11 protein-coding genes are annotated in these 14,555 nt (G+C 62.6%); 2 read left to right on the top strand and 9 right to left on the bottom strand.

The window, feature by feature from the left end:
- Positions 1–41: 41 nt before the first annotated feature.
- On the top strand, positions 42–353 hold the full coding sequence (locus AACH87_RS03075) for a hypothetical protein (RefSeq protein WP_338797259.1): 312 nt from the start codon (positions 42–44) through the stop codon (positions 351–353).
- Positions 354–486: 133 nt separating this feature from the next.
- Here AACH87_RS03075 and htpG read toward each other — a convergent pair whose 3' ends face one another.
- The 6 genes from htpG to AACH87_RS03045 all read right to left on the bottom strand — a co-directional run bounded on the left by htpG (position 487) and on the right by AACH87_RS03045 (position 8,712).
- Positions 487–2,466, bottom strand: coding sequence for a molecular chaperone HtpG (gene htpG, locus AACH87_RS03070; RefSeq protein WP_338797258.1), 1,980 nt, complete (start codon positions 2,464–2,466; stop codon positions 487–489).
- Positions 2,467–2,682: 216 nt separating this feature from the next.
- Complete coding sequence (locus tag AACH87_RS03065) at positions 2,683–3,618, bottom strand: exopolyphosphatase (RefSeq protein WP_338797257.1); 936 nt, start codon at positions 3,616–3,618, stop codon at positions 2,683–2,685.
- A gap of 87 nt (positions 3,619–3,705) precedes the next feature.
- Entirely contained in the window at positions 3,706–4,446 is a 741-nt protein-coding gene (locus tag AACH87_RS03060; protein WP_338797255.1) for a pseudouridine synthase, read from the bottom strand.
- Positions 4,447–4,889: 443 nt separating this feature from the next.
- Complete coding sequence (locus tag AACH87_RS03055; protein WP_338797254.1) at positions 4,890–7,217, bottom strand: EAL domain-containing protein; 2,328 nt, start codon at positions 7,215–7,217, stop codon at positions 4,890–4,892.
- Complete coding sequence (locus AACH87_RS03050; RefSeq protein WP_338797253.1) at positions 7,217–7,840, bottom strand: methylamine utilization protein; 624 nt, start codon at positions 7,838–7,840, stop codon at positions 7,217–7,219. The genes AACH87_RS03055 and AACH87_RS03050 overlap by 1 nt, the downstream gene beginning before the upstream one ends.
- A 2-nt stretch (positions 7,841–7,842) precedes the next feature.
- Positions 7,843–8,712 (bottom strand): DUF4394 domain-containing protein, encoded by an 870-nt coding sequence (locus AACH87_RS03045; protein ID WP_338797252.1) that lies wholly within the window; start codon positions 8,710–8,712, stop codon positions 7,843–7,845.
- Between the two features lie 487 nt (positions 8,713–9,199).
- Between AACH87_RS03045 and AACH87_RS03040 the strand changes: the two genes are divergently transcribed.
- Positions 9,200–10,906 (top strand): methyl-accepting chemotaxis protein, encoded by a 1,707-nt coding sequence (locus AACH87_RS03040; RefSeq protein ID WP_338797251.1) that lies wholly within the window; start codon positions 9,200–9,202, stop codon positions 10,904–10,906.
- A 56-nt stretch (positions 10,907–10,962) separates the two neighbouring features.
- Here the strand turns inward: AACH87_RS03040 and AACH87_RS03035 are convergent, their stop codons facing one another.
- From AACH87_RS03035 to AACH87_RS03025, 3 genes are all read right to left on the bottom strand, one after another.
- Positions 10,963–11,697 (bottom strand): Crp/Fnr family transcriptional regulator, encoded by a 735-nt coding sequence (locus AACH87_RS03035; protein ID WP_338797250.1) that lies wholly within the window; start codon positions 11,695–11,697, stop codon positions 10,963–10,965.
- Between the two features lie 118 nt (positions 11,698–11,815).
- A complete protein-coding gene (locus AACH87_RS03030) occupies positions 11,816–12,658 on the bottom strand; it encodes a general secretion pathway protein GspB (RefSeq protein WP_338797249.1) in 843 nt (280 codons plus the stop codon).
- A 5-nt stretch (positions 12,659–12,663) separates the two neighbouring features.
- Positions 12,664–14,466: an AAA family ATPase gene (locus AACH87_RS03025; RefSeq protein ID WP_338797248.1), complete on the bottom strand. Its 1,803-nt coding sequence runs from the start codon at positions 14,464–14,466 to the stop codon at positions 12,664–12,666.
- Positions 14,467–14,555: the final 89 nt, after the last annotated feature.

Below are 14,555 nucleotides of genomic sequence, written 5' to 3'. Positions count from 1 at the left end.
GGCAACGTCCGCCTCTGCCTGCGCCTGCATACTGCTTCACCATGAAAAACCTGATACGCAACCTTCTATCCATACGCCAGCAACGCAAGGCTGCGCCCGTGGGCAGCCTGCCGCCTGTGGGGGCTTCGATCATTCGCAGCGGGCTGAAGATGAAGGTGACCCATGCCATGACGCGTGAAATGTGGGACTGGCTCGTCCTCAGTGGCTGGCGCAATGTCCCCGTCAAAAACGACCGCAGAAGTTATCAGCAGGTTCCAGAGGCCGCGCTGCGGGAGTTGATGGATGCGCCCCCTGAAGAGCGCAACAAAGTCCACAGCCGCATCGTGGCCCAGGCCAAGGCCGGGGATACCTGAGCCATCCAACCACCCCCTCAAGTCAAGACCGCGGCAGGGCAATAAAAAACCCGGCCATGCAAGGCATGCCGGATTGCTATTTATTTCATAGCTGCCTGCGCTCTACTTTCAAGCGCAAGCAGCGTTTTGAGCCTTAAACCAGCAAGGCATTGACCCGTTTGACGTAGGCTGCAGGGTCGTCCGGCAGGCCACCTTCGGCCAGCAGGGCCTGATCGAACAGGATGTGGGCCAGGTCGTGGAAGTGCACGCTGCCGTCCAGCTTCTTGACCAGCGCATGCTCGGCATTCACCTCCAGCACAGGCTTGGTAGCGGGGGCCTGCTGGCCGGCCTGCTTGAGCAAGCGCGCCAGCTGCGTGCTCATGCCGTCGTCCTGCACCACCAGGCACGCGGGCGAGTCGACCAGGCGGGTCGTCACGCGCACGTCTTCGGCCTTATCCTTGAGGGCTTCCTTGAGCTTGGCCAGCACGGGCTTGAAGGCTTCGGCAGCCTCTTCGGCGGCCTTCTTCTCGGCCTCGTCCTGCAGCTTGCCCAGGTCCACCGCGCCCTTGGCCACGCTTTGCAGCGGGGTGCCGTCAAACTCGTGCAGATAGTTCAGCGCCCACTCGTCCACGCGGTCAGTCATCAAGAGTACTTCGATGCCCTTCTTCTTGAAGACTTCGAGCTGCGGGCTGTTCTTGGCGGCGGCCAGCGTCTCGGCCGTGATGTAGTAGATGGCCTCCTGGCCTTCCTTCATGCGGGCCTTGTAGTCGGCAAAACTCACCGTCACCGTGTCGCTGGTGGTGCTGGCAAAACGCAGCAGCTTGGCCAGGCGCTCGCGGTTGGCAAAGTCCTCGCCCAGGCCTTCCTTCAGCACCGCGCCGAATTCGGCGTAGAACTGGGTGTACTTGCCTTCCTTGGCCTTGTCTTCCTCGCTCACCACGTCGGTCACGCCGTCGGCGCCCTCAGCCGCTGCGGCTTCGTGCTTGTCGTGTTTGGCCAGGTCTTCCAGCATGCTCAGCACGCGCTTGGTCGAGCCTTCGCGGATGGACCGCACGTCGCGGCTTTCCTGCAGCAGCTCGCGGCTCACGTTCAGCGGCAGGTCGGCGGAGTCGATCACGCCCTTGACGAAGCGCAGGTAGGTGGGCATCAGCGCTTCGGCGTCGTCCATGATGAACACGCGCTTCACGTACAGCTTGACGCCCGCCTTCTTGTCGCGGTTCCACAGGTCAAACGGGGCCTTGGCGGGGATGTACAGCAGCTGCGTGTACTCGGTGTTGCCCTCGACGCGGTTGTGCGCCCAGGTCAGCGGGACCTCGTGGTCGTGGCTGATGGTCTTGTAGAACTCGGCGTACTGTTCTTCGGTGATGTCCTTCTTGGGGCGGGTCCACAGGGCGCTGGCCTTGTTGATGGTTTCCCACTCGCCGGTCTTGACCATGCCGCCGGGCTGGCGGCCGCCGTTTTCGTCATTGGGGTTGATCAGCTCGCCGTCTTTCCACTCTTCCTTTTCCATCAAGATGGGCAGGCTGATGTGGTCGGAGTATTTGGCGATGACCTGCTTGAGCTTCCAGGCGTTGAGATATTCCTCGGCATCGTCGCGCAGGTGCAGGATGATGCTGGTGCCGCGCTGGGCGCGGGTGATGGTTTCGACCTCGAAGTCGCCCGTGCCGCCGCTGATCCAGCGCACGCCTTCCTCGGGCTTGAGGCCCGCGCGGCGCGATTCCACGGTGATCTTGTCGGCCACGATGAAGCCCGAGTAGAAGCCCACGCCGAACTGGCCGATGAGCTGGGCGTCCTGCTTCTGGTCGCCCGAGAGCTTGCCCATGAAGTCCTTGGTGCCGCTCTTGGCAATCGTGCCCAGGTGGTCGATGGCCTCCTGCTGACTCATGCCGATGCCGTTGTCGGTGATGGTCAGCGTCTTGGCAGCCTTGTCGAAGGTAATTTGCACTTCGAGGTTGGGTGCGTCTTCGTACAGGGCATTGTTGTTCAGGGCTTCAAAGCGCAGCTTGTCGCAGGCGTCTGACGCGTTGGACACCAGCTCGCGCAGGAAGATTTCCTGGTTGGAATACAGCGAGTGGGTGACCAGATGCAGCAGCTGGGCCACCTCGGCCTGGAAAGACAGGGTTTGCTTGCTCATAGGTAGGTTCTCTCTTGAATCTTGGTCTCAACCTGGATTTCAGGGGTTCAGGGGTCTGGAGGGTCTGCAGGCGCGACCTCTACCCGCGATCCTTGCAACGGCAGCAAGGACGGCACACAAAAAGAAAATCACGCGAACCAGACCGGCAGGCGTGATTTATGGGCTCCTCAAAGGGTTTCAAGAGCCCTTTGCAGAGTACCGCAGCGGCCCGGGGTATCAGCCGTCAGCGTTGATGCGCTCAACCAGCGCCTTGAGGATGGTATCGGCCTTTTCGTTGGCCACCTGGCACGTGCCCGCGGCAGCATGCCCCCCACCGCCAAACTCCAGCATCAGGTTGCCCACATGGGTCTTGCTGCTGCGGTTGAGGATGGATTTGCCGGTGGCAAACACGGTGTTCTGCTTCTGCAAGCCCCACATCACATGGATGGAGATGTTGGTTTCAGGGAACAGCGCATAAATCATGAACCGGTTGGTGGCCCAGATGGTGTCTTCGCTGCGCAGGTCCAGCACCACCAGATTGCCCAAAACGATGGCGCAGCGTTCCAGCTGTTCCTTGGCCTTGACGGCGTGTTCACGGTACAGCGTCACGCGCTCCTGCACGTCGGGCAACGCCAGGATTTCATCAATCGTGTGGTCGCGGCAATACTTGATGAGATCCATCATCAACGCGTAGTTGCTGATGCGGAAATCACGGAAACGGCCCAGGCCTGTGCGCGAGTCCATCAGGTAGTTGAGCAGCACCCAGCCCTGGGGGTTCAGGATGTCTTCCCGGGAATACTGGGCAGAGTCCGCCTGGTCCACTGCCGCCATCATTTCGTCGGTGATGCGCGGGAAGCGCGCCTTGCCACCGTAGTAGTTGTAGACCACTCGGGCGGCAGACGGAGCCTTGGCCTCGATGATGTGGTTCACATCACGCCGACCGGCGTTGCGAACGGTTTCCGATTCATGGTGATCAAACACCAGATGAGCGCCTGGCACATACGGCAGGTTGGTCGTGATGTCCCGCGAGGTGATGGCAACCTTGCCGTCCTGCATGTCCTTGGGGTGGACAAACGTGATTTCGTCGATTAGATCCAGCTCGTTGAGCAGCACCGCACACACCAGACCATCAAAGTCACTGCGGGTGACCAACCGGAATTTTTCTTCGCTCACAAACATCTCCTCGTTGGAACATGCGGGTGCAGCCATGGTAGCAACGCCCCGCTGGCCGCAAACCCTGCGGCCCATAAAAATTTCTCGTCAAAACCTCTCGTGGGGCCCCAGGTAGCGCCATTGCCCCACCGGCAGGTTGCCCAAGGTCACCCCGCCAATCCGGATGCGCTTGAGCCCTACCACCCTCAGCCCCACCAGTTCGCACATGCGGCGGATCTGGCGCTTCTTGCCTTCGGTCAAGACAAATCGCAGTTGCTCAGGATTCTGCCAATCGACCTTGGCCGGCTTGAGCGGTTGCCCGTCCAGCGACAGGCCACGTCGCAAGCGTGCAAGCTGGTCTTGCGGAAAAACGGCTTGCACGTTCAATGCCACATCGCCGTACTGCACGCGCACGAGGTACTCCTTGTCCACCTCAGAGTCTTCGCCGATGATCTGGCGGGCTACGCGCCCATCCTGCGTCAGCACCAGCAAGCCCACGGAATCAATGTCCAGACGCCCCGCCGGAGCAAGCCCGCGCAGCTGCGGGGGCGAAAAGCGGTTGCGGCTGGGGTCTTCGCGCCAGTGGGTACGGGGATTGATGAGTGCGACAGCAGGGGTGTGGCCATCTTCGGCCTGCCCGCTCACGTAACCCACAGGCTTGTGCAGCAGGATGGTGACACGCTGCTCCTGATGGCCCTGGGCTTTGCGATCCACCTCGATATGGTCCGACTCGGATACCTGCAAGCCCATGGGCGCCACTTGACCATTGACCTTGACCCAGCCATGGGCAATCCAGTCATCCGCCTCGCGGCGGGAGCACAAGCCCAGCTCTGCCAAACGCTTGTTCAAGCGGGATAGGCCTGTGGCGCTGGCAGCGGCAACCCCTCTGGACGGCTCCGAAGCCCGGGGGCGTGCAGACGAGGGGACAGACGCCTGCCGAGGAGAAGCAGCGCCCCCACCCCCTGAGCTGTGCCCCGGAAAAGCCCCTCTTGCGACCACGGGAGAGCCGGACCGGGATGGGGGCTGGGCACGGCTGCCAAAAGGTGCCTGTGCAGTTGCCGGCCTGCTGGGCTTGGCACCAGACGCACGCGTTGGCAGAGGAGCGGGAGCGGGAGCTGGAGCCGGCTTGGCTTTGAGGACCGGTCGTCGCAGCACAGGTCTGCCGGCAGGAGAAGCTGCCGGTTCCACAGCATCTGCTGAGGGTGGTGGCGGTAGAGAGCGTGAAGAAGACATTTCGCTGATTGTCGCCGGGGTGCTGCGCAGGGCACGGCTCTGGGTGTCAATGTGCAAGATTACCCCTGCCGCCGCTGCCAGGCCAGAAATTCTTGCGCAGGCACGGGGCGGCTGATGTGGTAACCCTGCGCTTCGTCGCAGGCCAGCGCACGCAGGCGCTCCAGAATCGCCGCGTTTTCCACCCCTTCGGCCACCACCGTAAGGCCAAGGTTGTGGGCAAGGTCAATGGTGGATCGAACGATCATGGCATCGTCCTCGCCCGCTTCCATGCCCATCACGAAGGACTTGTCGATCTTGAGCTCATCCACGGGCAGACGTTTGAGATACGCCAGAGAAGAGTAGCCCGTGCCGAAATCGTCGATGGACAGCTTGAAGCCCTGCTCCGACAAGCGATTGAGCATGGCCTCTGCGCGCTGCGGGTCGTCCATGATGGCGCTTTCCGTAATCTCCAGACAGAACGAACTGGCGGCCACGCCGTAGCGTTGCAAGATCGCTCCCAGACGCTCGCTCAATTCGGGGTCCAGCAGATCGCGCGTGGAGAGATTGACGGACACCCGCAGTACACCCACCAGCTGTGCGGCGGCCAAGAAGCGCGCCACTTCCTCAAACATCCACAAGGTCAGCTGCCGCACAAAACCTGTTTGCTCCGCAAACGGAATGAACTGCATGGGGGGCACCAACCCACGCTGGGGATGCTGCCAACGCACCAGCGCCTCGGCCGCCCAGCCGCTTTGCCCATGCAACGGCACTTTGGGCTGCAGATACAGCTTCAATTCATTGTGCTCGACCGCGTGGCGCAATTCAGTCAGCAACGAGAGGGTCTGCGCGCTGCTGGAGTCGATGGACGCGTCGTAACGCAACGCACCACTGAGCTTGCGCTTGGCCGCATACATCGCGATTTCAGAGCGGCTGAGCAAGGTGTCAGCGTCTTCGGCATCTTCAGGCCAGGCGGCAATGCCGATACCGGCACTCAAGTCCACCGTCTGGTCTTCCAGCGCCAGGGGTTCTTCAAACGACCGCAATATCTGCTGCGCCACGGCCAGCGCACTACCGGCGTCTGCTCCTTTGAGAAGCACGGCAAACTCATTGCCCCCCAGACGAGCCACCATGTCGTGGGCCGAGGGAATCTGTCGCGTCAACCGGTCTGCCACCGCCTGCAGCAAGCGGTCTCCAAAGGCATAGCCCATCACATCATTGACGTGCTTGAAGCGGTCCAGATCCAAAGTCAGCACACTCAGGGCCTGGCACCCAGAGCCAGGTGTCATGGCCTGAAACACCGCATCTCTGAAGCTCTCCCGGTTGGGCAGGCCCGTCAGCCGATCCCAGTAAGCCAGGCGACGAATCTCATCCTGCCGCGTACCGATATCCAGCCGCATGCGGTCAAAAGACCGCGCAAGCTGGCCGATCTCATCGTGCCGGTTCGTATGTTCCATGGGGGTGCTGTATTCCCCGCGCGAGAGGCGCTGGGTCGCACGCATCAGGGAGCGCAACGGGGTAATCACCCTCTGCGCCATAAAACCACTGCCCAGAGCGAACAGCAGCACACCCAGTGCAGTGATGATCGCCAGCAACACCTGCAGTTGGCGGTACGGGGCCACCACCTCATCGACCGAGCGCATGAGCACCGTATGAACACGCCCATTGAGGCTGGGCAAGGTGGTGGCGCGAGCCAATAGCTCGCCTTCGGAAGACTCTACCTCCCGCGCCTGGGTGCCCACGTCCATCAACGCGGCCCCCTGCATGCTGGGAAGGGTGCTCACGGGCACGGTGGTGCGCCCGTCGGCATCCTGCACCACCACAGATACATGCACCGACAGCAACTGCCGCATTTCTTCAGCCAGGGGCTGGTCCAGAGGAAAGCCCATGAGCACCCACCCCATGAGCACCGGGGCTCGCATGGGCACCATCACAAACTGGTACGGAACGCCCTCCACCACCGCTACCTGGCCGCCGCCCTGGGCATTGCGCGCCAACTGGGGAGCCAGCAGCTTGAGCGTGGGCACCAGCACCTGCGCATGGGTCGGAGCACTCAGGGCACGCAGTGCCATGTCTGTTCCCAGCAGGGCGGTGACTGCGGCACCAATGCGCTCACCGTGGTTCTCCAGCACGGACTGAATGGTTTCTTCTTCTCCGGAATGCACTGCCGACCTGAACCCGTAGTCTGCCGCCAGCAACGCGGAACCTTGCCGCAAGCGTTCGGCGTTCTGGTCCAGCAATCTGCGCCAAACGTTCTCATCCACGTCCAGCTGCCGGGCAATCTGCGCGCGCGCGTTGCGCTCGATACTGGCGCGCACCACTGCGAAACCAGCCAGCTGCACGCACAACAGCAGCAACAGAGACACCCCGACCAGCCGAAGGATCAGGCTACGACGCAAGATGTTCCACATCAGGGTGAAAGCCCCGTCATCTTGACCGCCGCCTGCACGCTGCCCGTGGCCGGTACGACGACAGCCTGCTCATGGGCGGGAGCGCCGGGTGCAAGCCGCGAGTGCCAAACACGCAGCTTGTAATTGCCTGCGGGCACCCCTTCGAGCTGCACGCGACCACCAGTCTCAGGGGACTGGGCGTAATACGGCGTATCCACCACGACGACCCAGCCCACCATGCGGTCATGAATATTGCAGCCGAGCACCACGATTCCGGCCTGATCGAAAAGCACAGGGTTGGCGGGTGTACCGGTGTAGAGCTTGAGTTCAAACTTCTTGGCAGGGGAGAAGGAATAGACGTGGTGGCGCACTGAATCCCGATTGGGAAAATGCACCTGTGTTCCCACAGGCACCACCAGAACCTCCGGCAGAAACTGCTTTTTCTCCTGTGCCATATCTGCTTTGGGCAGGGGCTTGACCTGAGCGCGGGCCGCAGGCGACTCCAGAAACACCACGGCACCGCCCACCATGCGCCCTGCCTCATCACTCACATCGACTTGTACGGTGGCAGCCAGCGTGGGCCCCGCCACCAACAGCGTCAAGCCTGCAGCCCTCCACCGCAGCGTATGAAGCAGATTGCGCATGCTCATGGCTCTATGGCCATGCCCAACAGGGGGCTGCCATCCCCCACCACGCCGAGCAAGGTGGCCTTGCCGGTCTTGAGATCCACCAGATGCAGCCGGGTGCGAGGCTCAGCAGCCGTACGCACCGCCGCAAGAGCCGTGTTGTGTACGTCAGAAATGTCGAAGGATGCGTCTGTCAGAGGTCCCAGCCCCAGGGAGCCCACCGTGCGCAACTGTCCCAGGTTGGGAGACACCACCGGCGCTTCGCCCTCACGCGAGCCTTGCATCACCAGCACGCCCAGCGCGCGGTCGATGGCGTAGTTGGTGGTGATTTTGCTGTCGTTGGGGTTGTAGGTGTAGGCTGCGGCCACTACTTCAGGCGCCCGTGCATGGTTGACATCGTTCCAGATGTAGCGCAGGTATGGGTCTGCCTGCACACCTGGCTGGGCTGAATCACCATCCACTGCGGCGCCTGTGTCGGGGTGGATGCGAAAGTTCTGCCCCAGGTTCGACACCACACGCAACCGGTCTGCTGCAGGGTTGAAATCCACGCCAAAGGAAGTGCCCTTGAGCGCGATGCCCGCAGGTGCGGTGCCCACAGGCTTGAGTACGCCCGTGGAGAGATCCAGCGTATACAGCTGACCAGAGAAGCTGAGGGCATAGAGCACGCCACGCGCCACGCGGAAGTCGATTCCCACCAGCCGGTCCTCCGCAGGCAAACCTAGCACTGGCTTGCGCTCCAGGATGTTGTCAGGCTTGGCCGCATTGAAAGTGATCAGCTCATGGCTGGCTGTCACCGCCACCACCTGCTCACGCAACTCTTGCACATCGGCAGAAGGTGCCGCACACCCGGACACCAAGGCGGCAGTCCCCACAGCAGCAAAGAGAGTCAAGGGCTTTTGCAGACAAGACCGCAAGCATGAAATCAGGGAAGGCAAAGACATGGGGGAAGCTCCGAAAAATGTAACAAAACTGAGCGCAAGCACCCATTGTTGCACTGACTCATCATCGGCAGAAGAGGAAAACCAGCCATTCAATTTTGATAGCGCATGCACCAATATGGAACGGCGCTGGCGAAGACCTTCCTGCGAGCACTGGCAATGTGAGTACTTCCAAGCAAATCTCTCAGGCTCGCGATACAAACGCTGAAGTTGTAACAAATTCATCCATGCCGTAACGGCATGACCCCATCCGAAAGGTTCATCACGAAAAAGCGAGGTTCTCTCTAAACTTCCGCCCTCGTAGCCACTGCAAACACAGAGGAAGCACACACTTCATTGCCAGCGCAGACACCGTAATTACCCTGACTGCGCCATCGATAGGTCTTCTTTTTGCTTGTCTGCAAACACACACTTCTCTCTGAGTGCCACGAAAGAAACCATGAGCTCCTCGATTTTCAAATCCTTGTCCATCTCCTCCCGCCTGGGCTTGGGGTTCGGCTGTCTGCTGGTGCTTCTGTTGGCGGTGGCGACGGTGGGGCAGCTTTCGCTGAACAAGGTCAATGCCCAGATGCAAGAGATGACAGGCACGGGCGCGACCAAAACCAAGCTGGTCAACGGCATGCTGGAGAGCGTGGGCTCCTTGGGCATTCAGAGCCGATCCAGCGCCATGCTCAACGAGATCGACCCCAAGCAGGCGCAAGCGCAGATCCTCGCTGTGCGCAAGACGCTGCAGGAATACGCCAAGCAAGAAGCCCAGCTGGCCGAACTCATCACACCCGCCACGGCAAGCGCCGCCGAAACCACCTTGCTGCAGCAGGTGCAGGCCGCGGCCAAGAAGGCCAAGCCGGAGATTGAAAGTGCCATGCAGGCTGCAGATGACGGCGACACGGTGGCGGCCAGCCTGAACCTGATGACGCGTGCAGCCCCTGCAGAATCAGCATGGCGCCAGCAGCTCGGCGAAATGATTGCCCTGCAAAACCGCCTCAACGACGAGGCTGCAGCCTCGGCAGAAGCCATTCAGAGCCGGGCCCGCTGGGCCGGGGGCATTCTGGTGGCGGCCGCCATCGCTCTGGGTCTTTTGATTGCCTGGCGCATTACGGCCAGCATCACCCAACCCATCGGCCGGGCTGTGGTGGTGGCCGAACGCATTGCCCGGGGTGACCTGACGTCGCAGGTGGAAGTCCGCATCAACGATGAAACCGGCCGGCTGCTGGAGGCGATTGCCGCCATGCAGGACCGCCTGCGCAGCCTGGTGGGCGAGATCGGTCAGGCAGCAGACTCTATCCTCGTGGCCAGCTCCGAAGTGGCTTCAGGCAACCAGGACCTGAGCATTCGCACCGAACAAACCTCACACAACCTGCAAGGGGCATCGCAGGCACTTGGGGATCTGACCGGTACCGTGGCCCACAGCGCAGAATCCGCTCATCAGGCCAACAGCCTGGCAGCCAAGGCATCCACTGCAGCAACCGAGGGAGGCGAAGTCGTGACTCGGGTGGTGAAAACCATGGATGCCATCAGCGCCAGTTCGAGAAAAATTGCCGACATCACGAGCGTGATCGACAGCATCGCATTCCAGACCAACATCCTGGCCCTGAATGCAGCGGTGGAAGCCGCCCGGGCCGGTGAGCAAGGCCGCGGCTTTGCGGTGGTGGCCAGCGAGGTTCGCGGTCTGGCGGGTCGTGCAGCCAACGCAGCGCGAGAAATCAAGGTCCTGATCAATGACAGCACCCAGCAGGTGCAGGCAGGCGCCACCCTCGTCAACCACGCAGGGGACAGCATTGCGCAGCTGGTGCAATCCGTGCGGCAAGTGTCCAGCATCATGGCTGAAATTACTGCCGCCACGCAGGAGCAAAGCCAGCGCATCACCGAAGTGAGCCACTCCGTTGGCTCGCTGGAAGAAATGACCCAGCAAAACGCTGCGCTGGTGGAAGAAGGGGCTGCGGCGGCTGAAAGCCTCAAGGATCAGGCTGGCCGCCTCACCCAGATGGTGCACACATTCCGCCTGAGCAGGGAGCATGCAGATGCACGCGACTGGGAAGCGCCTGCGGCAGGGGCTTTACCCACGCCCGCAGCGCCCTCTCATCACGCTCAGCAGCCTGCCTTGGGCGGTCAAAGTGGCCAACGCGTAGCGCTGCCTCGACATTGATCGCCTGAAGTGCGGTGCTGCCGCACCAAGAACCGGTTCCAAGGTGAACAGGGCGATTATTCTGCTGTGGCTGCGGCCTTGAGCGCAAAGGTGCTGGACTGCAATGCCGAAAGGTCCAGCACGCGCACGCCTCCGTACTCCACGCGAATCGCGCCTTGCGCCTGCAGGGTGTTCAGCGCTTCATTGACACGCTGGCGCGACAGCCCCACCAGATAGGCCAACTCCTGCTGGGTAATGCGCAGCACCTCACCTACGCCGGGATACAACGCGGGGTTGAACAGCGACGACAGACTGCGTGCCACACGCACATCCGGATTGGTCAGCCGGTCAATTTCACGGGCAGCGATGAATTGCCCCAACCGTTCGTTGAGCTGATGCATCACAAACCGGTTGAACCCGATGGAGTGATCCAGCAGCCAGTGAAAGGTATCGATGGGCAACCCTGCCACCACGCTTTTGCGCAGCGCCTGGATGTTGTAGCGGTAGGGCTCACGCTTCATGGCCGTGCCTTCGCCAAACCAGCCCCCCGGAGGAACGCCGGTGAAGGTCATGGTCTGCCCCTGTGCGTTGTCGCTGCTCATCTTGAGCAGCCCCTCCACCACACCAAACCAATAGGTCACGGGCCGCCCCACGCGGCACACAAAATCTCCCGGTGCTGCATCCCCCACCAGCAAGGCAGCCTCGGCACGCTGCCGCTCAGCCGGGGGCAGCCGGTCGAGCCAGGGAATTTGGGCCATCTCGGCCGGTGTGGGGGGCCGACGGCGTTGGTGCAGTGACAGATCCTGGTTCATGGCATTCGCTGGGATCCCCAAGACATCAAAATTCGCGGGCCAAATTTTCGCCTTGACGGACGAAAGCTGCCAATCTGGCACTTACCCCAGCCATACCTGATGACACAGGACTCCCGCCCTACTGCAACCGCACCGCGTAGCGATAGCCCTGAAACAACCACACGGTCCGGCTCTGCTCGATGCGTTCCAGCTTCAGTCCGGGCGCGGCCTGGTCGCCCTCCTGAAGCACTTGCCCATTGACAATCGCCATGCGATGCGCGGGATTGCTGGAATAGGTTGCCCCAGTCACCGTCAAGGCTGGCAGCTGCTCACGCACTGAAGGCGGCAACTCGCTCTGAGCAAACACGGGACCGTTGGGTGGCGCTGCCGAAGGCACCGCAGCAGGCTGTGCAGCTGGGGGAGCCGCTGGTACCGGCTGCGGCACGCGGGCGGCAGGTGCTGGAGGTGGCGCGGGGGTCTCCCGAACTCGCGCAGGGACAGGCGCTGGGGCCGGTACTGGGGTAGCGGCGGGCTTGTCACGCGCAGGCTCTGGCACCCGCCTGTTGGCCACAGGGCGCGGCTCCAGAGCCACCGGAGCAGGTGGCTGAAGCGGGGCCACATCTGTTGACGGGGCGGAGATCGGTGCAGGGGCGGCAACCACCGGGGGCGCAGCAACGGGTGGCGCGGCCGCCACCACCGTAGGAGAAGCAGGTGGAGGAGCTACCGACGGGGCCGGAGCAGGCGCCGCAGGTGGATTTGCACCAGCCCCCGCCACGGCGGGCGCATTGCGCTGCATGGCCCACCACGTTCCACCTGCAGCAAGGGCCGCCACAGCCACCACAGAGCCGCCCACCAGCCACCAGTTGCCAGGGCTGGGGGATTCCGTGCGCGGCGCCGCCATGGACTGTGTGTGGATACCCGGTACAGAACCTCGGCCTCGCTCGGCCTCCGCACGCCGCAGTGCATCAAGAATGTAGGACATAGAAATCAGGCGCCACTGCGCAAACGGGGTTCTTTCACGCCGGTGGCGCGGTTGAGGAGCATGAGGGTCACCGGGCCCGCGCGGCCGTCAGGGGTGACGCCCTGGGCCAGCTGAAACCGATGGATCCGGGCCTGGCGCAGCGCAGGCGTCACAGCGCGGGCACTTACCCCGGCACCGCCCGCCGCTTTCGACGCCAGCCGTGCATCCAACCAGGCCGTACCTGCGGCACTGTCGGTGATTTCGCCCTTGTCAGGCATGCCCGGCGGTGCACGCCACAGCGTGATCATGTCACCCCGCCACACCTGGGCCAGATCAGCCACAGGCACATGCAGGGTACGGCCACCGCTTTGCAGCGTCGCCACATCCTCATCCAGGCCACGCAACACGACTGGCACGGTAGCCTCACTCTGGGCAGAAGGGGACAGCATGAGCAGCGTAGGCCGATCCATCTGTCGTATCAGGTTCAGGCCCGCGCGCCGATTGCGATAGCAACGCAGACCATCGCGTGTCAGAGCGGCACAGGCATCCGCCCCCTCGGGCAAGGCCACCCCCCACACGGAAGCCAGAGCCTGCCATGCGGAAGCATCTCCTGGGGATTGCGCTTGCAAAAACTGCTGCAGACCCGATGCAGGTTCAGGCGAAGCCTCTGCAGACGAAGCCCCGGAGGAGGTGGCAGCCGCCACAGGCTGACTCGCCTTGGTGGGCACAGGTACGGCCGTGCCTGGAGCCGAAGCTGCGGAAGCACTTTGCGCAGGCGGTGAGGCCAGGGGCGGCTTGGCCTGGGCGCCGGGGGCTGCGCCAATCGCCGCAACCGCACCGTGATTCGCCCCCTGATTTACCGTCTGTGCGGTGCCCAGCCCCTTCGGGCCCGGACGAATGCCCGCCATCCAGCCAGCCGCCGCCACCATGGCCGCCCCGGCTACCAAGCCAAGTCCACCCATCGCCCATCGGGACAAAGGTCCAACAGACGGGGAACGCTGGGGAACATGCGTGCCAAACACCTCTCGCGCGGCGCGCTCAACGATGGCTTTGCTCACGCCGTGCTGCCCTGCTGCATAAGCCCCCAGCAAAGCGCGATCGCAAAGCAAATTGATGCGCCGCGGAATCCCCCGGGACAGGACGTGCACACGCCGCAGCGCCCTGCGACTGAATGGCATGGGGCCACGCAAGCCGGCCACTGCAAGACGATGGGCGATGTACTGCTGGGTCTCCTGGGGCGTCAGGGCGTCCAGATGAAAACGCGCAATCACCCGCTGCGCCAGCTGCTCCAGCGAAGGGCGAGCCACCATCGTTCGCAACTCCGGCTGGCCGATCAGGATGATCTGCAGCAGCTTGCGCTCGTTGGTTTCCAGGTTGGTGAGCAGGCGTAGCTGCTCCAGCACATCGGCCTCTAGGTTCTGAGCCTCGTCGATGATGAGCACGGTGTTGCGCCCTGATGCGTGCGCCGCCAGCAGCGAGGCGTTCAGCGGATCGATGTAGTCCTTGACGGTCTCCACCCCCGGCACGTTGGGCTTGTGGGGCACACCAAACTCATCGCAGATCGAGCGCAGCAACTCCCCCACCGTGAGCTTGGGGTTGAAGATATAAGCCACGTTGCAATGCTCCGGAATCTGCTCCAGAAAGCAGCGGCACACCGTGGTCTTGCCTGCCCCCACCTCGCCCGTGAGCAACACGAAGCCCCCACCCGCATCCAGCCCGTAGAGCAGATGGGCCAACGCCTCACGGTGCCGCTCGCTCATGAAAAGGTAGCGCGGGTCAGGGGCAATTGAAAACGGCGGGTGCTGGAGACCGAAAAACGGGGCGTACATGCTGGCAAGGATACCGCCCTCCTCCCACGCGCACGGGCCAGCCGGAAGTCATCAGACTTTCATGAGGCTTTCACAGGGGAGGAGGGTTT

It is taken from the genome of Acidovorax sp. DW039, assembly GCF_037101375.1.
Classification (GTDB): domain Bacteria; phylum Pseudomonadota; class Gammaproteobacteria; order Burkholderiales; family Burkholderiaceae_C; genus Acidovorax.
The sequence above is the reverse complement of the archived record's forward strand: the minus strand, read 5'-3'. Positions and strand labels throughout refer to the sequence as shown.

Excerpts from the sequence above, each read along its gene's own strand:
- AACH87_RS03075 (WP_338797259.1), top strand. The coding sequence starts at position 42 with ATGAAAAACCTGATACGCAACCTTCTATCCATACGCCAGCAACGCAAG.
- htpG (WP_338797258.1), bottom strand. The coding sequence starts at position 2,466 with ATGAGCAAGCAAACCCTGTCTTTCCAGGCCGAGGTGGCCCAGCTGCTG.
- AACH87_RS03055 (WP_338797254.1), bottom strand. The coding sequence starts at position 7,217 with ATGTGGAACATCTTGCGTCGTAGCCTGATCCTTCGGCTGGTCGGGGTG.
- AACH87_RS03050 (WP_338797253.1), bottom strand. The coding sequence starts at position 7,840 with ATGCGCAATCTGCTTCATACGCTGCGGTGGAGGGCTGCAGGCTTGACG.
- AACH87_RS03040 (WP_338797251.1), top strand. The coding sequence starts at position 9,200 with ATGAGCTCCTCGATTTTCAAATCCTTGTCCATCTCCTCCCGCCTGGGC.
- AACH87_RS03035 (WP_338797250.1), bottom strand. The coding sequence starts at position 11,697 with ATGAACCAGGATCTGTCACTGCACCAACGCCGTCGGCCCCCCACACCG.
- AACH87_RS03030 (WP_338797249.1), bottom strand. The coding sequence starts at position 12,658 with ATGTCCTACATTCTTGATGCACTGCGGCGTGCGGAGGCCGAGCGAGGC.
- AACH87_RS03025 (WP_338797248.1), bottom strand. The coding sequence starts at position 14,466 with ATGTACGCCCCGTTTTTCGGTCTCCAGCACCCGCCGTTTTCAATTGCC.